Raw genomic sequence first — 22,086 nt, 5'->3', positions numbered from 1 at the left:
CAGCACCGTTATTCGCACAAGGGATTCGGCATGTTTGAAGTGGTTATTCTATCGGTCGCGTTTATCTTTGGCATCGCTGCGCGACAGCTAAGTTTACCGCCACTCGTGGGGTTCTTGGCAGCAGGGTTTGCACTCAATGCCTTTGCCCCCAGCATTGGCCTACCCAGCGATGCGGGCCCGCTACTTGAGCACCTTGCCCATCTAGGTGTGCTACTACTGCTGTTTACTATCGGCCTTAAACTCAATATACGCAGTTTGGCTGAACCCGTTGTGCTGGGAAGCGCTTTTATACACTTGGCGATTACCTGCCTGTTGTTTACGGCAGGTTTTGTTATTTTCCTATCGCTGCCCCTTGATAAAGCGATCCTGCTGGCCATTTCGCTGTCTTTTTCAAGCACAGTATTAGCGGCCAAAGTACTCGAAAGCAAACGCGAATTACGCGCCCTGCACGGTCGAATTGCGATTGGCATATTAATCATTCAGGATCTAGTTGCTTTAGTGGTTCTTAGCGTTTATGGCGGGCATTCCCCCAGCCCCTGGGCCATGCTGGTTTTCCTGCTACCCCTATTAAGGCCAGTCCTTTATTGGCTTATGAACGCGGCACAGCATGATGAGCTATTGGTGCTGTTAGGGGCCGTATTAGCCATTGCCGTTGGCGGTATGGGCTTTGAAGCCGTTGGTTTAAGCTCCGAAGTAGGAGCCCTGGTCATGGGACTACTGCTGGCCAAGCACCCACGTGCGCAAGAGCTATCCAAGGCGCTATGGGGGCTGAAAGAAGTGTTGTTAATCAGCTTTTTTTTACAAATTGGCATGGCAGGCTTACCCGATCAAGACGCACTTTTGTTTGCAGTGTTCCTGGCGATACTGCTACCAATTAAAGGCGTGCTTTTTTTTGCACTACTCATTGCTTTCCGTATCAGAGCACGCAACGCCTTTCTGGGTGGCTTGAGCCTGACGGCCTATAGTGAGTTTGGTCTGATTGTCGCTGCGAGCATTTTGCCAGAGTGGCTTGTTCCGTTGGCGATTACTGTTGCCCTATCCTTTGTTATCGCTGCACCGCTTAACCGCATCGCCCATCAACTTTTTGATCGCTGGGAGAAACACCTGCTCCGTTTTGAGCGGCTTTCTCAGCACCCTGACAAGCAGCCTGTGGATTTAGGTAGCGCCACCATCCTAGTACTGGGCATGGGGCGAACCGGTAAAGCCGCCTACGACTTTTTTACCGACAAAGGCTTGTCTGCCGTAGGCATCGATTCAGACCCCAATAAAATAGACACACAACGACATATGTTTTATGGCGATATCGAAGATGTGGGTTTTTGGCATCACCTAAATATTGCGAAAATAACCGCAGTCACGCTAGCCACCCCGGAGCTTGAAAGCAAGTTAATTGCTACCCGCGAACTGCGCAAAGCAGGTTTCAACAGCCACATTATTGCGGGCATCCACTTCCAGGATGAAGCCGAGCCGCTGCATACCGCTGGGGTAGATCAAACTTATTTGCTGATGACCGGTGCCGGCATCGGTATTGCCGAGAAAACGTGGGAAAGCCTGCAGTCACCACCGTCGTAAACGCTTGAGTAGATGGCGCTAACCAATTTGACCATGGCGCCGCCAGAGGCAACGTCCAGCACCGCCGAAAGCCACCGCCCAATAACTGCCGAGCTAACCCCAACGCCCATGGAAATCAGCATCATGGTTCTAAAACGGTCGGTCAGCATATGCGCGTTGGCACCAGAGGTAATCAGCATGGGCCATTGCATCACCCAGCCAGAGCAGCAGGCTGAAGGCCATACAAAGATTACGCTTGTCATGGTGTCTCTATCCGTTTACTTCACCGCTACTGGAACTGCAGCGCAGAATAAAGCATTGTGCAAATAGTTTAGCCTTAGCTAACAATGTTGTTTTAAGGTACGCTACCATGCCAAGGAGTATCCAATGATTCTTACCACTGCTTTCGATATAATTTACCAATGACTGATTCTAATCCGACCGCTTCATTGTCCGCCCCAAGCATTCACGGTGATGCCCTACCGCCCGTGGAGCAGCATGCTCAGCAGTATGCAACGGTGCGTAATGCCCATGAAACTGAGCTAATTGAAGACTATGTTGAGCTGATCGGCGATTTACTAACGCACCGTGGCGAAGCGCGCGCTGCGGATATTGCCTCCCGCATGGCGGTCAGTCAAGCGACGGTTTCGAAAATGATTCGGCGCCTAAATGAGTTGGAACTGGTGACGAGCAAACCCTACCGCTCTCTATTTTTGACTGAGGCAGGCCAAAAAATGGCGGAAATCTCACGCGCCCGCCACGATATTGTTCTGAATTTTTTACGTACCCTTGGGGTTAGGGATTCCACGGCGCGAATTGACGCCGAAGGCATGGAACACCACGTGAGCGATGAAACACTCGCCATCATGCAGCGCTTTACCGAGCAGCAGCAAAGCAACTAAACCTGCTGCTCGTCACCGGTGGGAAAAACGCAGATGATTCACCTGGGTAATGGCACCATTCCAAATCATTTCCAGATGAGTAGTTTGAATAATGTCAGCCACACAGCTTGGTGTCATTAGTGCCCAACAGTTGGCATTAAACTTGCGCACAGAGTGGTAGCGAAGCCCACCGCCACTCCGGCGTATGTCGGCACCAAAGGGCTGCGAGGCCGAGTAATCATCGGGCGTGTAAATAGCGTGCTCAAGGGGTAAAGCGAGTGCATCGTAAAAGCCGCCCTGACCGAAAGTGGCTTTTAAACCACGAAAGACAAACCGTTCGTAGTGCAATCCTGGCACATTTTGCCAATACACCTGCTGGTGGTGCTTTACTTCGGCAATCGCCGTTTCAAGCGTATCGGCAAAATAGAGCACGCCAAAACTGCCATCGCTAAAGCGCGAACCTTGCGGGTTCACATGGGTAAAAGGCGCTACCGCATAAGAGCAGCCCCGAATTCCAAATGGAATTTGTTCTTGGGATAGAAGCGCTAAATTACCCACTTCATTTTGTAAACGCGGATTGGTTAATGCCTGAAGTGCGTGGAGTGCGGCAAACTCTTCAACGCTCGCCACATCATCGAACAGATCAATCGGCGGAAACTTACTATTGACTAAGCGATAACCGGTGACGTTTTCAGAGGGCAGGGTCTGCAAAGCAGCGGCCTTTACCACTGGCTCCCCCGCAAGCTATTGATACGCTTAAAGGTTTCATAGAGTGCCGCAAAATCACCTGAGCCAATAATTTCGAGCGGCGTGCGGCCATTAAAGTAGGGATTGTGATTCACCAAATTGACGAACCCATAAAGATTCTCTGGGTTATCAAATATCATCCTCAACGCAGCGTGGATGTTGAGTAAGTAGCTGATCCGAGTCAGCTGATCGCTATCTAATTTGATCTCGACAAGATCCCCTCGCCGGGCACGCGCGTAAGTGCTATGCGAAACGCGCAGGATCGCTTCACCCTGCTCGCCAGAAGCTTGCCACTTATCCAGAATGCACACAGCCGCTTTCAAGCCTGCCGCCGCCGCTGCCCTGTTTTGGGAAATATCGTGTGCCGTTTGCATAGCTACCCTCTTAGCGTTCTACTTGCACCTACAGATACTAGTTGAATAAAAAAGTATCTGCAAATATATCAACGCAGCTTTTACTCTTAGGGTCAGCCTCCCAACACTTTTGCGGGCATACCCAACCGTCCTATGCCCGGCAGCTTCAAAGCAGGTCGCATAACGTCGATACCAAAGCTCAAGCCAAGGAGATTGAGTTCAATACCCTCCTCCAGCGCCACCATTAAGCCCACCACCCCACCCAATGAGAGCTGATAACCAGTGCCGCTGGGCGCAGCCGCAAAAACGCCATTAAAAATATAGTCTTTGCCGATAGCAGTGACCGGGAGCGCCACTTCAAAACCGGGTACTTCGCGTATTACCCAAGCGATAAAACTATTGCTGTTAGGGCCTGGCCATAAGCGATAAAGGTCGGCATGGGGGTAGGCGACAGCAGCAGCTTCTATCTGCGGTATCATGCCCTCTGCCGCGCCGCCACGGTAGTCGGCAAGCAAGGTGGGGGGATTGCCAAACCAGGAACGGTCAGGCGTATCGATAGAGGACACCACTGTTGGGCGCCGCCAGCTCAGTACTTGATGCAGCCGGTAGCTATGGGCATTTTCCGCCTTGGTCGCGATCCAAACATGTTCACCAAAGGCACCTCGCCAGCTATAAGCACGGGCGGAATAGACCTGCACAACGGCTTCAGAACGCACCGCTGGGTCTGGAGCGATGCCCGCTGATGACCGGTCAAGCGTCGACCAGTGCCCATCGGTCACCACCTGATTGCTTGCCAATATCCATACTGGGCCAGCCAGCAGCAGCGCCAAAAGCGCCACTATGCTGAGCAGCCATCGCAGTAGCGTTTTCATGGTGATGTCCGTAGCGATCGTTACCTGTTAATAACGCGATAGCAGACGAAGCGCAAGTTTAGTTGCCAACGGCTAATACTCTGCTAAACAGATGGCCGTCCCGGCTCACTGAGCTAGCCCTGTAGGCTTTTTCATCTTATTCCCCGTGAGGTATCAAGTAACGACAAAGCGCAGACCTATAAATTTTTATTTTATTTACATTGCTAGCCGGGACTTAGTTAAGCCTATATTCCACTGCTCACCACACTCGAAAAGCACCTGATATTCATTGTTTTTCTGCTTTAAAAAATCAAATAACGGCTGATGTAATTCAGGAGTGGCATTCGTTTCAAGCAGCCAGCTAAAAAGCAGGCACGACGATTTAGCAGCCTCCTCAGCACTAACCAGCGCTTTTCGACCCATGGTCTCATCCACCACAAAGAAGTGCTCATTGTTTATATTCAAAAGAGCAGGCTCCCTCATCGCGCAAGCGTCAACGCATGCGTCAAGCTCCATCCGCTTAGCCACTTCTTGCAGATTGTGAAGGCGGCACTCGCACTCCATAGCAATAGCGTTCATTAAACGGCTAACCGACGGATCAAACGGCAGGAAGCTAAGCGATAATCTTCGATAGCGACTTAGCTCAACTACCTCGTATGCATATGCTAAGTTGAGCTGATCATGAGGCAAAAATGTAAGTTTTGTTAAGTTATCCATGAGCAAGTCCCCTAATCGTAATCAGATGCAGGCAAGCATCTAAGAGGACATCCTAGAGAAATAAATCCGGCTCTCCATGATCTGGGTTAACTTTTTTAAAGGGATGAGAAAGATCAGAACGCATAAAACCCTTAGCTCAGCCTTTAGCATTAAGCCGAGCAATCACTATGCACTGATTTTTATTCTCATGTTAACAAAGAAAGTTTGTTAAAAATTCTTAGGCTTTAAAATCTTACATAATAAGAAAAGGCTTATTTAAAATCACTAATAAAATAGTCTTCTGGCTGGACAACAAAAATACCTGCCTTATCGGCATGCTCAAAATGAGAGCAATTTTGGGGCTAGCAAACTTGTAATTTTTATAAGGTGGGAGTAGCTAAGCTTGCGGCGATACATTGCATCACCATTTATCGTAGTAATGCTACGAATAAACAGTCTGCGCCAAGCTCTTTGCGAATTAAGCTGGAACGATCCTATAAATGGTGGTGGCCCCAAAAGCCACATCCCGGCACACGCAGCCACCACTACCGTTGCTCCCTTCCGGGCCTGGCGGGGTTCGCAGTTTAGCGTTGCGGGAGGACCTAAGGGGCCACCATAACGGCACACTCTGTTGTTTATTAAGTGTGCTAACGCTGATGTGGTGGCTACGCCCTGATTTGAACAGGGGACCCCATCATTATGAGTGATGTGCTCTAACCAGCTGAGCTACGTAGCCTTTCCCTCATCAACGGGTGCAGATTATGCCTATCTTGATAACGAAAGGCAAGCCGGATTCCGGCCTGCCCTTCCTCACTTAAAGCGATATTACTGAATGGCAGCTCGCACTGCGGGCGCGCCAGGCTCACCGTCGCGAGTGGTAACACCTTCTAACCACTCATCTAGCACGTCATCATTGGCCTTCAAATAATCACGCGCAGCATCACGCGGGTCTTCGCCATCGTCCATGATCGAGCTCATCAGTTGGTTTTCCATTTCCAACGTAAAGGTCATATTGCGTAATAGCTCACCCACATTCGGGCACTCATCTACAAAGCCAGCACGAGTATTGGTGTGCACTGTTGCGCCGCCTAAATCCGGGCCAAAGTAATCATCCGCACCGGAAAGATAGGCCATATCAAAGTTAGAGTTCATGGGGTGCGGCTCCCAGCCTAAAAACACCATCCAGTCCTCATTGGGCACCCGAGCCCGCAGTTCCGCCAACATACCTGCTTCACTTGAATCAATCACCTGCCAATCGCTTAATCCGTAGGCGTTATCATCAATCATTTGTTCGATCAGCTCATTGCCATCGTTACCCGCTTCGATGCCATGAATACTACGATCAAACTGTTCGGCGTGCTCGGCCAAATCGTTCACCGATGTCACTCCAGCGTCGTAAACATACTGCGGCACCGCCAGGGTGTACTTCGCCCCTTCCAGGTTGATCGCCAAACGCTCGACTTCGCCGCGTTCAATATACGGGTCGCTGATAGACGCCATGGAAGGCATCCAGTTACCTAAAAAGACATCAAAATCGTTATTCTTCATACCCGCGTAGGCAATCGGTACGGATACAGTGTCAACTCGCGGCTCATAGCCAAGGCCTGCGAGTACTTCGCTAGCTAGCGCAGTGGTGGCGGTAATATCCGTCCAGCCTACTTCAGCAAAACGTACGGTGCTGCACTCATTGGCGTAAGCCGCCGTTGGCAAGCCAGCGGCTAGTAACAAGGCACCTGCATAGCGTGAATAATGTGTTTTCATCATTGTCCCCTTAGATCATTTGAAGCGAACACCCTATTTCAAGAGCGATCACAGCGAATTTAACGTATCGCCATCTTTTTATTGATTGAACGTTCAATAAAAAGATGCCACCATGATTAGGTAATCATGCCTAACGCTTAGTTTCAAGCATTGGCGCAAGTTAGGCATTCAACGTGATTCGTAGGAGAACGCTGTGCCAAAGGTGGGAATGGAACCAATACGCCGCCAGCAGTTAATTAACGCGACGATGGCCTCAATTGATGAAGTCGGCCTGGCCGAGACAACGGTGATGCGCATTGCGCGCCATGCTGGCGTTTCAGCTGGCATCATTAGCCACTACTTCGGCGGCAAGGATGACCTGCTGGAAGCGACTATGCGGCAAATACTCACCGACCTGTCAGATGCTGTCGCGGTGCGCCGCCATGCGTTGAAAGACAGCTCACCGCGAGCCCACATTGGGGCCATTATTGAAGGCAATTTTGATCGTACCCAGGTCACCGGCCCCGCCGCCAAAACCTGGCTGGCGTTCTGGGCCAGCAGCATGCACAAGCCCATGCTACAGCGGTTGCAAAACGTCAACGACCGGCGCCTTTACGCTAATTTATGTCATCAGTTCCGCCGCGTAATGACCCGTTCTGATGCCCGCAACGCTGCCCGCGGTTTGGCAGCCATGATCGATGGCCTATGGTTACGTGGTGCATTAACGCCAGAAGGGCTTGATGCTGAGGAAGCTCGACTCCTCGCAAGTAACTATCTTGATCAGCTTTTTGCTCATCATGGATGCCCTCAGAACGCATCCAACACGTACTAGCTAAAATTTTCACCTCACTGGAGGAGACCTACATGACCACTCAAAACGTACAACCGCTTTATATTGATGGTCGCCAAGTAGACGCCACTTCAGGCGATACTTTTACCGTTACCAATCCGTTTGATGGCAGCCTGCTGGCCACTATCGGCCAAGCGAGCCAAGCCGATGTTGACACCGCCGTTGCCGCTGCTCAGCGAGGCCAGCGCGAGTGGGCCGCGATGACTGGCATGCAGCGCTCGCGCATCATGTTGCGCGCCGTCGCGCTATTAAGAGAGCGTAATGACGAGCTGGCCGAGCTGGAAACCCGCAATACCGGTAAGCCGATCAGCGAAACCTCCAGTGTTGATATCGTGACCGGTGCAGATGCGCTGGAGTACTACGCTGGCTTGGCACCGGCCATTGAAGGCAGCCAGATTCCCCTGCGCGACAGCTCGTTTGTGTACACCCGCCGCGAGCCGCTGGGCGTGATCGGCGCAATCGGCGCCTGGAACTACCCGATTCAAATCGCCTGCTGGAAAGCCGCCCCGGCGCTGGCAGCAGGCAACGCGATTGTTTTCAAACCCAGTGAAGTCACGCCGCTTACCACCATAAAGCTGGCTGAAATCTTCATTGAAGCAGGCCTGCCCAACGGCGTATTCAACGTAGTACAAGGCGATGGGCGCGTCGGCGCAATGCTCACCGAGCATCCCGGCATCGATAAAATCTCGTTCACCGGCGAAGCGGGTACTGGCAAAAAGGTCATGTCCGCCGCCGCCAGCTCGACGTTAAAAGACGTCACCATGGAGCTAGGCGGCAAATCACCGCTGCTGGTGTTCGCCGATGCCGACCTTGATCGCGCAGCCGATGCCGCCATGATGGCCAATTTCTACTCTAGCGGGCAAATTTGCACCAACGGCACGCGTGTGTTTATCGAGCGCAGCGTTAAAGACGCCTTTGAAGCCAAGCTGGTTGAGCGCGTTAAGCGCATCAAAGCAGGCGACCCCATGGACCCCAGCGTCAACTTTGGCCCGCTGGTCAGTTTTGAGCATCAGGAGAAAGTGCTTTCCTATATTGCACTGGGTAAAGAACAAGGTGCTCGTTTACTGGTAGGTGGTGAGGACTGGAACAGCGGTAGCTTTGCAGACGGCGCCTGGGCCGCTCCCACCGTGTTCACCGACTGCACCGATGATATGCGTATCGTGCGCGAAGAGATTTTCGGCCCAGTGATGTCGGTGCTCGCTTTTGATGACGAAGCAGAAGTGATTCGTCGTGCCAACGACACACCCTATGGCCTGGCCGCCGGTGTCTTCAGCGAAAGCCTGAACCGCGCCCACCGCGTGATTCATCAATTGGAAGCGGGTATTTGCTGGATCAACACCTGGGGCGAGTCACCTTCCGAAATGCCGGTAGGTGGCTACAAAGAGTCCGGTATTGGTCGCGAAAACGGTGTTGAGACGCTTAATCACTATACCCAAACCAAATCAGTTCAGATTGAAATGGGCCCGTTTGAGTCAGTGTTTTAAGGAGCTTTTATGCCGCAACCACGCGAATTTGATTACATCATTATCGGTGCAGGTTCGGCGGGCAATGTGCTCGCCACGCGCCTCACCGAAGACAGCAACGTCAGCGTACTGCTGCTGGAAGCTGGCGGCCCTGACTACCGCTTCGATTTCCGCACCCAAATGCCCGCTGCCTTGGCATTTCCACTACAGGGCAAGCGCTACAACTGGGCGTTTGAAACCGACCCCGAGCCGTATATGGATGGCCGCCATATGGAATGTGGCCGCGGCAAAGGCCTTGGCGGCTCTTCGCTGATTAACGGCATGTGCTACATCCGCGGCAACGCCCTGGATTATGACAACTGGGCCAAGCAGCCCGGTCTCGAAGATTGGGACTACCTGAGCTGCCTGCCCTACTTCAAAAAGTGTGAAAGCCGCGATATTGGTGCCAATAGCTACCACGGCGGCGACGGCCCGGTGAGCGTGACCACGCCAAAAGCTGATAATAATCCGCTTTACCGCACCTTCATTGAAGCAGGCAAGCAGGCTGGCTACCCGGAAACCGAAGACGTTAACGGCTACCAGCAAGAAGGCTTTGGCCCCATGGACCGTTTCGTCACGCCAAAAGGACGCCGTTCTTCTACTGCCCGAGGCTACCTGGATACCGCCAAGCAGCGCCACAACCTGACCATCGAAACCCATGCCGTTACCGACGTGATTGAGTTTGAAGGCAAGCGTGCGGTGGGCGTTCGCTATGAGCAGAAAGGCGAAAAAAAGCAGGCCTACGCCCGCCGTGAAGTACTCCTGTGCGGTGGCGCCATCGCTTCCCCGCAAATTCTGCAGCGCTCAGGCATCGGCAACCCTGAACTGCTGAAGGAACTGGGTATCGAGACGATTCACGCTCTTCCCGGCGTGGGTGAAAACCTCCAGGATCACCTGGAGATGTACATCCAATACGAGTGTAAAGAACCCATCTCGCTCTACCCCGCGCTGAAGTGGTACAACCAGCCCAAAATTGGCGCCGAGTGGCTGTTTAAGGGCACCGGCGTGGGGGCCAGTAACCAGTTTGAGTCCTGTGGTTTTATCCGCAGCCGCGACGAAGAGGAGTGGCCCAATCTGCAATACCACTTCCTGCCCATTGCCATTAGCTACAACGGCAAGAGCGCGGTACAGGCTCACGGCTTCCAGGCCCACGTTGGCTCGATGCGTTCAGAAAGCCGCGGTCGTATCCGTCTGACGTCAAAGGATCCACACGCGGCGCCCAGCATCCTGTTTAACTACATGGCCAAGCAGAAAGACTGGGAAGAGTTCCGCGACGCCATTCGCCTCACTCGCGATATCATCGCCCAGCCAGCGTTTGATAAGTACCGCGGCCGCGAAATAGCCCCCGGCCCCGATGTGCAGACGGATGCCGAACTTGATGCCTTCGTCAAGCACCACGCCGAAACCGCCTACCACCCCTGCGGTAGCTGCCGGATGGGTGAAGATGAAATGTCGGTTACCGACGGCCAGGGTCGCGTCCATGGCGTTGAAGGCCTTCGCGTTGTAGACGCTTCACTCTTCCCGGTGATTCCCACCGGCAACCTAAACGCGCCGACCATTATGTTGGCCGAGAAAATCGCCGACCGCATTAAAGGTAACGAACCGCTACCTCGGGCAAGCGTTGACTACTATGTCGCCAACGGCGCACCGGCTAAACGCGCCTGAACATTGAGTCTGTTTTTTACTCCAAACGCCATGGCTTGCTGCCATGGCGTTTTTTTTGCAATGCCAACGGCAGTCGCAAGCAAAACAAGCCTAAATACTTGCGTAAAGCGCCACCTATCTGCCAATATTCAAACAAGTGTTCGACTAGCGGCTTTACAGGCGTTTTTCGATAGCATGTTTACTAACAACAGCAGGTCATTGCACACGGCCTGAAACAGAGAGAAATCCTATGCTCACCCTACTCCTTATCGTGCTCGCCGTTGTTGGCTTGCTCGTGGTTATGCGTCGCGAGGCTGGCGCCCCAGCCGCGCTGGCCGTACTTGGCGTGCTGGGCCTTGTTGGCCTGCTGTTCGATGCAACGCTGATTGGCGTGCTGCTGCTCATCGGCGCAGCCGCCGTTGCCGTGGCCGGGCTGCCCGCACTGCGTCGCAGATGGCTAACGCCGCGCCTGTTCGCAATGTTTAAGAAAGTGGCGCCAAAAGTGTCGGCCACCGAGCGCACCGCCCTTGAAGCTGGCAGCGTTTCCTGGGATGGCGAGTTATTTTCAGGCAAGCCTCAGTGGGAAAAACTGCTTGCCTTTAAAGACACTGGTCTACGCGACGATGAAAAAGCCTTTTTAGCCAACCAGTGTGCGAAAGCCGCTGGCATGTGCAACGCCTGGGATATCGCCCAGGAACGTGCCGACCTGCCCCAGCAGCTGTGGGATTTCCTGAAGAAAGAAGGCTTCTTCGGCATGATTATTCCCAAGGAGTACGGCGGCCTGGGATTCTCAGCCAAAGCGCAGTCCATGGTGTTACAGAAGCTCTCTGCCAACGAAACCATGATGGTCACTGTGGGCGTACCCAACTCCCTCGGCCCTGGCGAACTGCTGCTTAAATACGGCACCCAAGAGCAGAAAGATCACTACCTGCCGCGCTTATCAGATGGCCGCGAGATTCCCTGCTTCGGCCTCACCGGTCCGCGCGCTGGTTCGGATGCCACCTCGTTGCCCGATACCGGCGTTGTGTGTAAGCAAACCATTGATGGCGAAGAAGTACTCGGCCTGCGCCTGAACTTTGAAAAACGCTGGATCACGCTAGCCCCTATCGCCACCGTCGTGGGCTTAGCATTTCGTCTGTTTGACCCAGAAAAACTATTGAGCGACGAAGAAGACCGCGGCATCACCCTGGCACTGATCCCCCGCGATACTGCCGGCATGGACATTGGCCGTCGCCACCATCCCATCGGCAGTCCGTTTATGAACGGGCCGATTATCGGCAAAGACGTCTTTGTACCGCTGGATACTATTATCGGTGGCCCAGACATGATCGGCCAAGGCTGGCGGATGCTGGTCGAGTGCTTATCGATTGGCCGCTGCATCACGCTGCCATCGGGCGCTACCGGCACTGCGCGCTACGCCCTGGGCTGGAGCGGCGGTTTCACACGCGTGCGTCGCCAGTTCAACGTACCGGTAGCCGAAATGGAAGGTGTACAAGAGCCCCTCGCTCGCATGGCCGGGCTGGCGTATATCTCTCAGGCGACCGTCTATCAAACCGCTAATATGATTGATCACGGCGAAAAGCCTGCGGTGCCCTCGGCGATCCTTAAAAGTCAGCTGACCGAGTTCCAGCGCGTTTTGCTCAGCGATGCGATGGACGTTCACGGCGGCAAGGCGGTCACTCTTGGCCCGCGCAACTACTTAGGTATCGGCTACAGTGCCAACCCGGTAGCGATTACCGTGGAAGGCGCCAACATCATGACCCGCAACCTGATGATCTTTGGCCAGGGCGCTATCCGCTGCCACCCTTACGTGCTTGACGAGCTGGCCGCAAAAGACGCCAACGATATGAAGGCGTTCGATAAAGCCTTCTTCGGCCACGCGGGCTTAATTTTTGGCAACGCGGCGCGTGCCTTTACCCTAGCCTTTGGCATCGGCAAAGCCAGCGTTCCCTTTGATGGCCCTGCCGCTGTGTACGCCAAGGACATTGCCCGCCTCTCCGCTGGCTTTGGCCTGTGCGCCGACGCCGCCATGGCAAGCTTGGGTTCAGCGCTTAAGAAGCGTGAAATGATCTCTGCGCGTCTGGGGGATGTGCTGTCTAACCTTTACCTCGCTTCGATGGTACTCAAGCAGTGGCAGGCAGGCAGTAAAGTAGAAGGCGAAGAAGCGCTGCTGCACTACAGCTGCCGCTTCTTACTCCAGCGTGCCGAGCAGGCATTTGTAGAGATTTTTGATAATCTACCCAACCGTGCCCTGGGTAAAACCTTAAAAGTTGTTGTGATGCCCACAGGCCGCCGTTGGGATAAGCCCCACGACGACTTTGCCCGCGACATCGCCACGCGCGTTTCCACGCACAGCGCTCTACGTACCAAGCTACTGGAAAACACCTGGGACGCTGACGATGGCGAAGAGCGCAATCCGCTGGCACGTTACAATGCCTTGCTGGTCGATTATGACCGCGCCGAAGCAATCTACCGCACGCTGAACAAAGCCTATGCAAAAGGCGAGCTACCGAAAACGGCGTTGCACCCTGAAGCGCGCGTTGAGGCTGGCTTAGAGAAAGGTCTGATTAGTAGCGAAGATGCCGACTTCATGCGCACCTTTGAGGCCGAAGTGCTGGAAATGCTCACCGTTGACGACTTTGCCTACGACGCCTTTGCCAAGAACAAGACCACATTGATCGACCACAACCGCCAAACGGCACCTGCCGCTAAGCAGGAAGAGGAAAGCGTCAAGTAACACGTCTTTAAAAGCATTACTATTAACGTTAGCCGGCTTCTGCACACCAGGAGCCGGCTTTTTTGTCACTGTTCAAATTTTCAATTTCTACGCCTAAAAGCGTAGTCCGAGAGGCCAAATACGCGTTGCAAGTTCGCAAACGATCAACTAGCCTTTCGTAAACGAAAACGATCTAGACTATCCAACAACCTTACCCAACAACAATGACGCTAGCGAGATCGGCATGTCCTTACATTTGCAAAATATCGATCACATCGTCAACGGTGTGCCGCATATCAGCGGAATAGACCTAGCCCTCGAACCAGGCTCCTTCAACGTGCTACTAGGGAGAACGCTGGCGGGAAAAACCACCCTGATGCGCCTAATGGCGGGGCTTGAACCGCCTACCCGTGGCAAAATCATCATGGACGGCAAAGACGTAACCAATGTCTCCGTGCGCAAGCGCAATGTCTCCATGGTGTATCAACAATTTATCAACTACCCCAGCCTCACCGTTTACGACAATATCGCCTCGCCGCTTAAACTGGCTAAACACCCGAAAAGCGAAATCGATAAGCGAGTAGGCGAAATTGCTGAAATGCTGCATATCGAACATTTATTAAAGCGCTTTCCCCAAGAGTTATCCGGGGGCCAGCAGCAGCGTACTGCCATGGGCCGAGCGCTCGTTAAAGACGCCGACTTAATTCTGTTTGATGAGCCACTGGTCAACCTGGACTACAAACTCCGCGAAGAACTCCGCGATGAACTGCGTGAGCTGTTTAAGGCGCGAAACTGTATTGCCGTTTATGCCACCACCGAGCCCAATGAAGCGCTAGCGCTGGGCGGTAATACCGCAGTACTCCACGAAGGCAAATTACTCCAGTACGGCCCCACCGAGCAGGTCTATCGCCAGCCCAACGGTCGTCATAGCGCAGAAATGTTTTCCGAACCTCCGATTAATATCGTTCCCGGCCAGCTTACCGACAGCGAGATCACCTTCGACCAAAACCTGCACTTCCCCTGCGACGATAAGCTAAAACGCCTTGAACCGGGTGATTACGACTTTGGCGTGCGCGCTTCACACCTGACTCTGCAACCGCAGCAGGCCGATGATTTAGCGCTGGATGTGCACGTGGATGTAGCGGAAATCAGCGGTTCTGAAACCTTCCTGCACGTTCATCACGAACGTTTCCCTCTAGTGCTTCACCTGGTTGGCATCCACCAGTTTAGCGTCGACGAGCCGCTGAAAGTCTACTTCCCTACCCACCAGCTTTACGCTTTCGACAAGCAGGGCCACACCGTGCATATACCCGCCCGTCAGGGAGACGCTGCCCATGGCTGAAATCACGTTAAAGGGCCTGGCGCACTGCTACGAAAAAGCGCCCAAGAGCGCAGCGGATTACGCCATTCGCCAAATGGATCACGTTTGGCACCAGGGCGGCGCCTATGCCCTGCTAGGTCCTTCCGGCTGCGGTAAATCTACCCTCTTGAATATTATTTCCGGGCTGCTTGAACCCTCGGATGGCGATGTTTTGTTTGACGGCCAACGAGTTAATGAGCTGCCGCCCGAAGAGCGCAATATCGCCCAGGTGTTTCAGTTCCCGGTGATCTACGACACCATGACGGTGTTCGATAACCTCGCCTTCCCCCTGCGCAATATGAATACGCCTGAGTACCGGGTTAAACCCAAGGTACTCGAAGTCGCCGATATTCTAGATCTGACGCCGCTGTTAGATCGCAAAGCCAAAAATTTAACCGCCGATGAGAAGCAGAAGGTTTCCATGGGGCGAGGCTTAGTACGCGATGACGTCACCGCGATTTTGTTTGACGAACCGCTGACCGTCATCGACCCGCAGCTCAAGTGGAAACTGCGCCGCAAGCTCAAAGAAATTCACGAACGCTTCAACATCACCATGATTTACGTCACCCACGATCAACTGGAAGCCTCTACCTTTGCGGATAAGATCGCCGTGATGTATGGCGGTCAGGTGGTGCAATTTGGCACGCCACAAGAGCTATTTGAGCGTCCGGCGCATACGTTCGTGGGTTACTTTATCGGTAGCCCCGGTATGAATTTTATGGCCGTCGATTACCGCAACGATCAAGTAATGTTCGGTGATCAGCCACTGCCGGTTAGCGAGCCATTGAAACGTGCGGTTGCCAATGCCCCTTCGACCAACATCAAGCTAGGCATCCGCCCCGAGTTTATTGCTATTTCCTCAAGCCAGACGGCCGATAGCGTATCAATTCAAGTGGTTAGCGTGCAGGACCTGGGCACCTATTCGCTGTTGACTTACAAACTCAATGGGCAAACTTTTAAAGCACGCCTACCCGAAGGCCAACCGCCAGTAAGTGAAGCGGCATTTGCGCATTTCGATGCTGACAAGGTGGCGCTGTATATCGATGAGTACTTGGTGGAGACCGGCCATGAATAACAAAGTGCCCAACAACAGAGCCTGGCTACTCGTGCTACCCATGCTGGTACTGGTGGCGTTTTCGGCGATCATCCCGCTAATGACCGTGGTGAACTACTCGGTGCAGGACGTGCTCGGCCCTAACGCGAGCTTTTTTACCGGCACCGAGTGGTTTAAAAGCACGCTCAACGACGAAGCATTACAGGCAGCATTTCTGCGCCAAATTTCGTTCTCAATGATCATTCTGGCCATTCAGATTCCGTTAGGCATTGGCATTGCGCTCATTATGCCCAAACGCGGCTGGCAAGCCTCGGCGGTACTGATCCTGATCACCCTACCGCTGCTGATTCCTTGGAACGTGGTGGGTAGCATTTGGCAGATTTTTACCCGTGGCGATATTGGGTTAATGGGCTGGGGGCTACGTGAGTTAGGCGTCAACTACAACATTACCCGCAATGCGGGCGACGCCTGGGTAACGATCGTTTTAATGGACGTGTGGCACTGGACCCCACTGGTAGCCATGCTCTGCTACAGCGGCCTGCGCTCGATTCCCGAAGCGTATTACCAGGCAGCGCGTATCGACCGTGCCTCTAAATGGGCGGTGTTCCGCTATATCCAGCTACCGAAGCTGACCAATGTGCTGGTCATCGCTGTACTGTTGCGCTTTATGCACTCCTTTATGATTTATGCCGAGCCCTTTGTACTAACCGGCGGCGGTCCAGGAAGCTCGACAACGTTTCTGAGTCAGTCGCTCGCCACCATGGCGATCGGCCAGCAGGACTTAGGCCCCTCTGCCGCTTTCTCGCTTATCTACTTCCTGGTCATTCTGCTGGTGAGCTGGGTCTTCTACACCACCATTATGAATATGCAGAAAGACAAACCGCCGCACGGAGGTGCTTAACATGAGCTATCAACTCGAAAACACCCAGCGTGGCGAGAAGTACAACACGATTTTTAGCAAGGTTACTCCTGCCCAACGGCGCAATCGTACTGCCCGTGCACACTGGCGTTCGCGTCTTTTGCTTGGCGTCTATTTAGTGCTAATGATTTTGCCCATCTACTGGCTGATCAATATGTCACTACAGACCAATAGCGAAATTCTTGGCTCAATGACGCTGTGGCCACAAAACCTGACCTTTGATAACTACATCGGCATTTTCAGCGACTCAAGCTGGTACATGGGCTACGTCAACTCGATGCTCTACGTGGCGATGAACATGCTTATCACTATCTGCGTCGCGCTGCCCGCCGCTTACGCCTTTAGTCGCTACAGCTTTATTGGGGATAAGCATCTTTTCTTCTGGCTGCTGACCAATTTAATGGCGCCGCCCGCGGTGTTTTTACTGCCTTACTTTCAGCTCTACTACTCGGTGGGTTTGTTTGACACCCACATTGCCGTGGCGCTGGCCCACTGCCTGTTCAATATCCCGCTGGCGATTTGGATTCTGGAAGGCTTTATGAGCAGCGTGCCTAAAGAAATCGACGAAACCGCCTACATCGACGGCTATAGCTTTCCACGCTTTTTCGTCAAGATTTTTATCCCCATGATCCGCTCAGGCATCGGCGTCACGCTGTTTTTCCTGTTCATGTTCTCCTGGGTGGAGCTACTGCTGGCGCGCACGCTGACGGCCACCGATGCCCAGCCTATCGGCATGATCATGACGCGTACCTCTACGGCCTCAGGGATTGACTGGGGCACCTTGGCCGCCGCCGGTGTGTTGACGATTATCCCCGGCATTTTAGTGGTCTACTTCGTTCGCAACCATATCGCCAAGGGCTTTGCCCTGGGCCGCACCTAAGGAGAGCCGCTATGTCTTGGATGGTATGGACAGTGCCCACCGCCGTATTCTTTTCGTCAATTGCGGCCATGCTGGCGGGAATGACGGTTTGGGAAATTTTGTCACCGACGATTGAGCGCAAAGGGTTTTTACCCATTGCCACCACTCGCGGAGATCGGCTGTTTATCGGCCTACTCTCGGCGGCCTATATCCACCTGGGAGTGATAGGTTTCACTTCATTATCCATTTGGATTGCACTAGCGGTATCAGCCGTATGGCTGCTGGTTTTAATGCGCTGGGGATAGCCCTTAGGGCTGGACTAGCCCTTGGGAATGCCGCCAGCGTTTAATCGGTATCAAGGACGGCCAAATCATCAAGGAAGAACACAACAAAACGAGGTCAATATGCAAAAGCACGACAAAAAATTCAAACTGACCACCCTCGCCGCGGGCTTAATGCTGGCATCGGGGACGCTGTCAGCGCAGGAAGAAGATGCCCGCACCATCGCTGAACGCCTGGTCGATGAGCACTTCCAGAACTCGACGCTAAGCCGTGAAGAACAGATAGAAGAGCTGATGTGGTTTGCAGAAGCCGCCGAGCCGTTTCGTGGCATGAATATTCAAACCGTTGCCGAAGGCCTGACCACCCACGTTTATGAAAGCGAAGTGTTGGCGGAAGCGTTCAGTGAGCTTACCGGTATCAATCTGACCCACAACATCATCGGCGAAGGTGACGTGGTGGACACCATGCAGAACCAGATGCAGTCGGGTAATAGCATCTATGACGGTTTTGTGAACGATACCGACGCCATCGGCACGCATATCCGTTACGGCACCACGATAAACCTCACCGAGGCGATGGAAAACGAGTGGGCCGACTACACGCTGCCGACGCTCGATCTGGACGACTTTATTGGTCTGCAATACGGCACCGGGCCAGACGGTAGCGTCTACCAACTGCCGACCCAGCAGTTTGCCAACCTCTACTGGTTCCGTCATGACTGGTTCCAACGCGAAGACCTACAGGAGCAATTCCGGGAGATTTACGGCTACGACTTAGGCGTGCCCACTAACTGGACCGCCTACGAAGACATTGCCGAGTTCTTCTCCGTGCATGTGGGTGAGATAGACGGCACCACGGTGTATGGCCATATGGATTACGGCCGCCGCGATCCCTCACTGGGCTGGCGTTTCCATGACTCCTGGCTTTCAATGGCGGGCATGGGTAGTCCTGGTGTCCCCTCCGGCAACCCGGTGGACGACTGGGGTATCCGGGTTAATGAAGACAGCCAGCCGGTAGGCGCCAGCGTCAGCCGCGGCGGTGCTACCAACTCCCCGGCATCGGTATTTGCGATGCAAAAGGCGGTAGATTGGCTTCGTGACTTCGCCCCGCCTGAAGCCCAGGGCATGACCTTTGGTGAAGCGGGTCCGGTGCCTTCGCAAGGCCACATTGCCCAGCAAATCTTCTGGTACACCGCGTTCACCGCCGACATGACTGACCCTGCGGTCGCAGTGACCGATGATGAAGGCAACCCCCTATGGCGGATGGCACCTTCCCCCACCGGCCCCTACTGGGAAGAGGGTATGAAAGTTGGCTATCAGGACGTGGGGGCTTGGACTTTCTTTGACTCAACACCTGAGGATCGCCGCACCGCCGCGTGGCTGTTTGGTCAGTTTACCGTGTCAAAAACGGTGTCGCTGGAAAAACTCATGCACGGTCTAACGCCGATTCGTGAATCTGACATTTTCTCTGAGCAGATGACCGAAATGGCGCCAAAGCTAGGCGGTTTGGTGGAATTTTACCGCAGTCCCAACGAGTCAAACTGGACACCGACAGGCACCAACGTACCTGACTACCCACGCATGGCGCCACTTTGGTGGCAAAATCTGGCACCGGTCATGAGCGGTGATGTCACCCCGCAGGAAGGTCTCGACAAGCTGGCAGCGGATATGGACAGCACCATGAATCGTCTCGCCCGCGCCAACGTCTTCGACAGCTATGCGCCCGTGCTCAACGAAGAGCGTGACCCGCAGTACTGGCTGGACCAAGACGGCGCACCGAAGGCCAAGTTGGACGATGAAATGCCGCAAGGCACCACCGTTCCTTACGATGAAATGATGGAAGCCTGGATGGAAGCCGGCACCCGCTAACGCTGGAAAGCCAGGCGGGCCAAAAGCCCGCCTGGTGCGTTTCATTGGCGGCAAGCCATAGCACAAGAGAAAACACCCACCGCAACAGGGCTATTTATTTGTTAACTGGATCCGCTATGAAACTGCGCAATCGAAACATTGAACAATTATCGACCGAGACCTTTGACGCCCTGGTGATTGGGGGCGGCATTAATGGCGCTGCCACGGCGGCGGCGTTAGCAGGCAAAGGTGCCAGCGTCGCGCTGATTGATCGCGGCGACTTCGCTGGAAGTACCAGCATGCACTCCTCCAACCTGGTATGGGGAGGCATTAAGTACATGGAAAGTAAGGATTTTGCACTGGTTCGCAAATTGTGCAAAAGCCGCAACCACCTGATCAAAAGCTATCCTTCCACGGTGCAGGAAATTCGTTTCCTGACCACTATTTCTAAAGGTTTCCGCCACTCACCGCGTTATTTGTGGGCGGGCACCTGGCTTTACTGGTTGATGGGTAACGGCTTTACCAAGTTGCCGACATTACTGTCACCCAAAAAAATTAAGCAACAAGAACCGATTATTGATGTTGAGGGCGCCGTTGGCGGCTTTGAGTACTCCGACGCTTATCTTCACGATAACGACGCCCGATTTGTATTCAACTTTGTGCGCCACGCGCTTGACTACGGCGCTATTGCCACCAACTACGTTGAATCACAGGGCGCCGAACGCGAAGGTAATCTGTGGGTGACCAAGGCGCGCGACGTAATGGATGGGCGCACCTTCGATATTCGTGCCAAGGTACTGATTAACGCCGCAGGCCCCTGGGTAGATCAGCATAACGAGTTGACCGGGCAGAAAACCACCCACCATCACATGTACTCCAAGGGCATCCACCTTATTGTCCCGCAGCTAACCGATAAAAAGCGGGTGCTGGCGTTTTTTGCCGACGATGGTCGGCTGTTTTTTGTTATTCCCATGGGTAATCGCACCTGTATCGGCACCACCGACACCCATATGGAACAGCCGGAAGTCGATGTGACCGCTGACGATATCGCCTTTGTGTTGGAAAATATCAATAAGCGCCTTACCTTGGCTAAACCGCTCACCCAGGACGACATTATCTCAACCCGCTGCGGGGTGCGTCCGCTTGCCATTAAGGCTGACCAAGGCGAGGATCGCGACTTTCTCCAGCTATCGCGCAAGCACGTGGTAGACACCAATATCGAAAGCGCGCATGTCAGCATCTTTGGCGGTAAGCTGACCGACTGCTTAAACGTAGGCGACGAAATTGCTGACGAGATCAGCCGCCTGGGCGTCACGCTCTCAGCGCCTGATTTTCAGTGGTACGGCGAGCCCCCAGCGTCGGTGAAGCGCCAATTTATGGATCAAGCCAAACAGATGGATTTGGATGCAATGACCGCACCCACCTCCTCAGAGCCGCTTTCTTCACGGCTTTGGCGGCGCTACGCCGATCAGGCTATTACCATGCTAGAGAAAATTCGTCAGGACCCTGCTCAGGGCGAAATCTTGATCGAAGGCACCGAGTACATCCGCTGCGAGATTGAGCATGCCCGCGATCATGAGATGATCACTCAGCTTGAAGATTTTCTGCGCCGCCGTGCCAAGGTATCGCTGGTGGTCCCTCATGAGGAGCTGCGCCAATCCGCAGGTTTAAAAGAGGCTTGCCGTGTGCTATTTGGCGACGACGCTGACGAGCGTTTTAACCATTACTTTGAGCAAAACCGCGATACGGCGTTACCGCCCGGTTCAGCCGTAGAGGTTTAAAGTCCAGAGATAAGTTTAAAGTTAAAATATAGGTTTAAAGCCCAGGGATTTACCCTAAAAAAGCCCCCGCAATGTAACGGGGGCTAATAGAGTCTTATTTACGTAGAGTCTTATTCATGAATAAGCACTTACCCTATTCTTCATCTTCAATGCGCATCTGAGAATCTCCAGCTAGCACTTCATCCCACGCTTCTTGCAGTGTGTAGCCTGAACGACTGTCCACGGTGTCGATGACTTCAACGGCATGCTGCAGTGATTCACGGTTGCTCTTCAGCGCCACGACCAATCGGGCGAGGTCCTGCTTGCTGAAAGTGCTGGCGATGCTGTTGGCTTGTTGGCTCAGTTCGATGCAGTTCATTAGTAATACCTCATGGTATGGTCATCCGCTGCCTAACCGCCTATCGGTTTAAAAACAGCCATCTTAATTAACGACGTATGGTGACGTTGCTACTC

At 53.5% G+C, this 22,086-nt stretch carries 20 protein-coding genes, 1 tRNA gene and 1 other RNA gene; 13 read left to right on the top strand and 9 right to left on the bottom strand.

Going from position 1 to position 22,086, the window contains the following annotated elements:
* Positions 1-30: 30 nt before the first annotated feature.
* Complete coding sequence (locus RZA33_RS02645; RefSeq protein ID WP_317506300.1) at positions 31-1,572, top strand: cation:proton antiporter; 1,542 nt, start codon at positions 31-33, stop codon at positions 1,570-1,572.
* On the opposite strand, the gene RZA33_RS02640 is transcribed toward RZA33_RS02645, so the two are convergent.
* The gene (locus RZA33_RS02640; RefSeq protein ID WP_317506299.1) at positions 1,497-1,814 is read right to left on the bottom strand and encodes a metal ABC transporter permease; all 318 of its coding nucleotides are present in this window, start codon (positions 1,812-1,814) and stop codon (positions 1,497-1,499) included. The genes RZA33_RS02645 and RZA33_RS02640 overlap by 76 nt on opposite strands.
* Positions 1,815-1,973: 159 nt before the next feature.
* Here RZA33_RS02640 and mntR point away from each other — a divergent pair, with 159 nt between their 5' ends.
* Entirely contained in the window at positions 1,974-2,453 is a 480-nt protein-coding gene (gene mntR / locus RZA33_RS02635; RefSeq protein WP_317506298.1) for a manganese-binding transcriptional regulator MntR, read from the top strand.
* 12 nt (positions 2,454-2,465) lie between these two features.
* On the opposite strand, the gene RZA33_RS02630 is transcribed toward mntR, so the two are convergent.
* The 7 genes from RZA33_RS02630 to RZA33_RS02600 form a co-directional block, all read right to left on the bottom strand.
* Positions 2,466-3,143, bottom strand: coding sequence for an RES family NAD+ phosphorylase (locus RZA33_RS02630; protein ID WP_317506297.1), 678 nt, complete (start codon positions 3,141-3,143; stop codon positions 2,466-2,468).
* A gap of 11 nt (positions 3,144-3,154) precedes the next feature.
* Positions 3,155-3,553, bottom strand: a complete 399-nt coding sequence (locus RZA33_RS02625; protein WP_317506296.1) for a hypothetical protein — start codon at positions 3,551-3,553, stop codon at positions 3,155-3,157.
* A gap of 92 nt (positions 3,554-3,645) precedes the next feature.
* Positions 3,646-4,404 carry a DUF3750 domain-containing protein gene (locus RZA33_RS02620; RefSeq protein WP_317506295.1) on the bottom strand — a complete coding sequence of 253 codons (759 nt, stop codon included), beginning with the start codon at positions 4,402-4,404 and terminating at the stop codon, positions 3,646-3,648.
* A 195-nt stretch (positions 4,405-4,599) separates the two neighbouring features.
* Positions 4,600-5,100, bottom strand: coding sequence for a hypothetical protein (locus RZA33_RS02615; RefSeq protein ID WP_317506294.1), 501 nt, complete (start codon positions 5,098-5,100; stop codon positions 4,600-4,602).
* 489 nt (positions 5,101-5,589) lie between these two features.
* An RNA gene (gene ffs, locus RZA33_RS02610) (signal recognition particle sRNA small type) lies at positions 5,590-5,686 on the bottom strand.
* Positions 5,687-5,738: 52 nt separating this feature from the next.
* Positions 5,739-5,815 (bottom strand) — tRNA-Met (locus RZA33_RS02605).
* Between the two features lie 89 nt (positions 5,816-5,904).
* A complete protein-coding gene (locus tag RZA33_RS02600; RefSeq protein WP_416337835.1) occupies positions 5,905-6,840 on the bottom strand; it encodes a choline ABC transporter substrate-binding protein in 936 nt (311 codons plus the stop codon).
* Positions 6,841-7,033: 193 nt separating this feature from the next.
* On the opposite strand from RZA33_RS02600, the gene betI reads away from it, so the two are divergent.
* The 11 genes from betI (at position 7,034) to RZA33_RS02545 (ending at position 21,633) form a co-directional block, all read left to right on the top strand.
* Positions 7,034-7,651, top strand: coding sequence for a transcriptional regulator BetI (gene betI, locus RZA33_RS02595; protein ID WP_317506292.1), 618 nt, complete (start codon positions 7,034-7,036; stop codon positions 7,649-7,651).
* 32 nt (positions 7,652-7,683) lie between these two features.
* The gene (betB, locus tag RZA33_RS02590) at positions 7,684-9,153 is read left to right on the top strand and encodes a betaine-aldehyde dehydrogenase (protein WP_317506291.1); all 1,470 of its coding nucleotides are present in this window, start codon (positions 7,684-7,686) and stop codon (positions 9,151-9,153) included.
* Positions 9,154-9,162: 9 nt separating this feature from the next.
* Entirely contained in the window at positions 9,163-10,836 is a 1,674-nt protein-coding gene (gene betA / locus RZA33_RS02585) for a choline dehydrogenase (protein WP_317506290.1), read from the top strand.
* Positions 10,837-11,065: 229 nt separating this feature from the next.
* On the top strand, positions 11,066-13,552 hold the full coding sequence (locus tag RZA33_RS02580; protein ID WP_317506289.1) for an acyl-CoA dehydrogenase: 2,487 nt from the start codon (positions 11,066-11,068) through the stop codon (positions 13,550-13,552).
* Positions 13,553-13,775: 223 nt separating this feature from the next.
* Entirely contained in the window at positions 13,776-14,873 is a 1,098-nt protein-coding gene (locus RZA33_RS02575; RefSeq protein ID WP_317506288.1) for an ABC transporter ATP-binding protein, read from the top strand.
* The gene (locus RZA33_RS02570) at positions 14,866-15,966 is read left to right on the top strand and encodes an ABC transporter ATP-binding protein (RefSeq protein ID WP_317506287.1); all 1,101 of its coding nucleotides are present in this window, start codon (positions 14,866-14,868) and stop codon (positions 15,964-15,966) included. The genes RZA33_RS02575 and RZA33_RS02570 overlap by 8 nt, the downstream gene beginning before the upstream one ends.
* The gene (locus RZA33_RS02565; protein WP_317506286.1) at positions 15,959-16,846 is read left to right on the top strand and encodes a sugar ABC transporter permease; all 888 of its coding nucleotides are present in this window, start codon (positions 15,959-15,961) and stop codon (positions 16,844-16,846) included. Before RZA33_RS02570 ends, RZA33_RS02565 begins: the two co-directional genes overlap by 8 nt.
* Position 16,847: 1 nt before the next feature.
* On the top strand, positions 16,848-17,744 hold the full coding sequence (locus RZA33_RS02560; RefSeq protein WP_317506285.1) for a carbohydrate ABC transporter permease: 897 nt from the start codon (positions 16,848-16,850) through the stop codon (positions 17,742-17,744).
* A gap of 11 nt (positions 17,745-17,755) precedes the next feature.
* Positions 17,756-18,028, top strand: coding sequence for a DUF2160 domain-containing protein (locus RZA33_RS02555; RefSeq protein WP_317506284.1), 273 nt, complete (start codon positions 17,756-17,758; stop codon positions 18,026-18,028).
* 99 nt (positions 18,029-18,127) lie between these two features.
* Complete coding sequence (locus RZA33_RS02550) at positions 18,128-19,873, top strand: ABC transporter substrate-binding protein (protein WP_317506283.1); 1,746 nt, start codon at positions 18,128-18,130, stop codon at positions 19,871-19,873.
* A 116-nt stretch (positions 19,874-19,989) separates the two neighbouring features.
* Entirely contained in the window at positions 19,990-21,633 is a 1,644-nt protein-coding gene (locus tag RZA33_RS02545) for a glycerol-3-phosphate dehydrogenase/oxidase (protein ID WP_317506282.1), read from the top strand.
* Between the two features lie 133 nt (positions 21,634-21,766).
* Here the strand turns inward: RZA33_RS02545 and RZA33_RS02540 are convergent, their stop codons facing one another.
* Positions 21,767-21,991, bottom strand: coding sequence for a hypothetical protein (locus tag RZA33_RS02540; RefSeq protein WP_317506281.1), 225 nt, complete (start codon positions 21,989-21,991; stop codon positions 21,767-21,769).
* Positions 21,992-22,086: the final 95 nt, after the last annotated feature.

It is taken from the genome of Halovibrio sp. HP20-59 (genome assembly GCF_033052795.2).
Classification (GTDB): domain Bacteria; phylum Pseudomonadota; class Gammaproteobacteria; order Pseudomonadales; family Halomonadaceae; genus Vreelandella.
This window is presented reverse-complemented; position numbering and strand designations above follow the sequence as displayed.

Bases quoted from the DNA above. Each gene is read 5' to 3' on its own strand.
- RZA33_RS02620 (WP_317506295.1), bottom strand. From the start codon at position 4,404: ATGAAAACGCTACTGCGATGGCTGCTCAGCATAGTGGCGCTTTTGGCG.
- RZA33_RS02570 (WP_317506287.1), top strand. From the start codon at position 14,866: ATGGCTGAAATCACGTTAAAGGGCCTGGCGCACTGCTACGAAAAAGCG.
- RZA33_RS02640 (WP_317506299.1), bottom strand. From the start codon at position 1,814: ATGACAAGCGTAATCTTTGTATGGCCTTCAGCCTGCTGCTCTGGCTGG.
- RZA33_RS02645 (WP_317506300.1), top strand. From the start codon at position 31: ATGTTTGAAGTGGTTATTCTATCGGTCGCGTTTATCTTTGGCATCGCT.
- RZA33_RS02540 (WP_317506281.1), bottom strand. From the start codon at position 21,991: ATGAACTGCATCGAACTGAGCCAACAAGCCAACAGCATCGCCAGCACT.
- RZA33_RS02625 (WP_317506296.1), bottom strand. From the start codon at position 3,553: ATGCAAACGGCACACGATATTTCCCAAAACAGGGCAGCGGCGGCGGCA.
- RZA33_RS02575 (WP_317506288.1), top strand. From the start codon at position 13,776: ATGTCCTTACATTTGCAAAATATCGATCACATCGTCAACGGTGTGCCG.
- RZA33_RS02565 (WP_317506286.1), top strand. From the start codon at position 15,959: ATGAATAACAAAGTGCCCAACAACAGAGCCTGGCTACTCGTGCTACCC.
- RZA33_RS02615 (WP_317506294.1), bottom strand. From the start codon at position 5,100: ATGGATAACTTAACAAAACTTACATTTTTGCCTCATGATCAGCTCAAC.
- RZA33_RS02555 (WP_317506284.1), top strand. From the start codon at position 17,756: ATGTCTTGGATGGTATGGACAGTGCCCACCGCCGTATTCTTTTCGTCA.
- RZA33_RS02550 (WP_317506283.1), top strand. From the start codon at position 18,128: ATGCAAAAGCACGACAAAAAATTCAAACTGACCACCCTCGCCGCGGGC.
- RZA33_RS02545 (WP_317506282.1), top strand. From the start codon at position 19,990: ATGAAACTGCGCAATCGAAACATTGAACAATTATCGACCGAGACCTTT.
- RZA33_RS02580 (WP_317506289.1), top strand. From the start codon at position 11,066: ATGCTCACCCTACTCCTTATCGTGCTCGCCGTTGTTGGCTTGCTCGTG.
- betA (WP_317506290.1), top strand. From the start codon at position 9,163: ATGCCGCAACCACGCGAATTTGATTACATCATTATCGGTGCAGGTTCG.
- RZA33_RS02560 (WP_317506285.1), top strand. From the start codon at position 16,848: ATGAGCTATCAACTCGAAAACACCCAGCGTGGCGAGAAGTACAACACG.
- betB (WP_317506291.1), top strand. From the start codon at position 7,684: ATGACCACTCAAAACGTACAACCGCTTTATATTGATGGTCGCCAAGTA.
- mntR (WP_317506298.1), top strand. From the start codon at position 1,974: ATGACTGATTCTAATCCGACCGCTTCATTGTCCGCCCCAAGCATTCAC.
- RZA33_RS02600 (WP_416337835.1), bottom strand. From the start codon at position 6,840: ATGAAAACACATTATTCACGCTATGCAGGTGCCTTGTTACTAGCCGCT.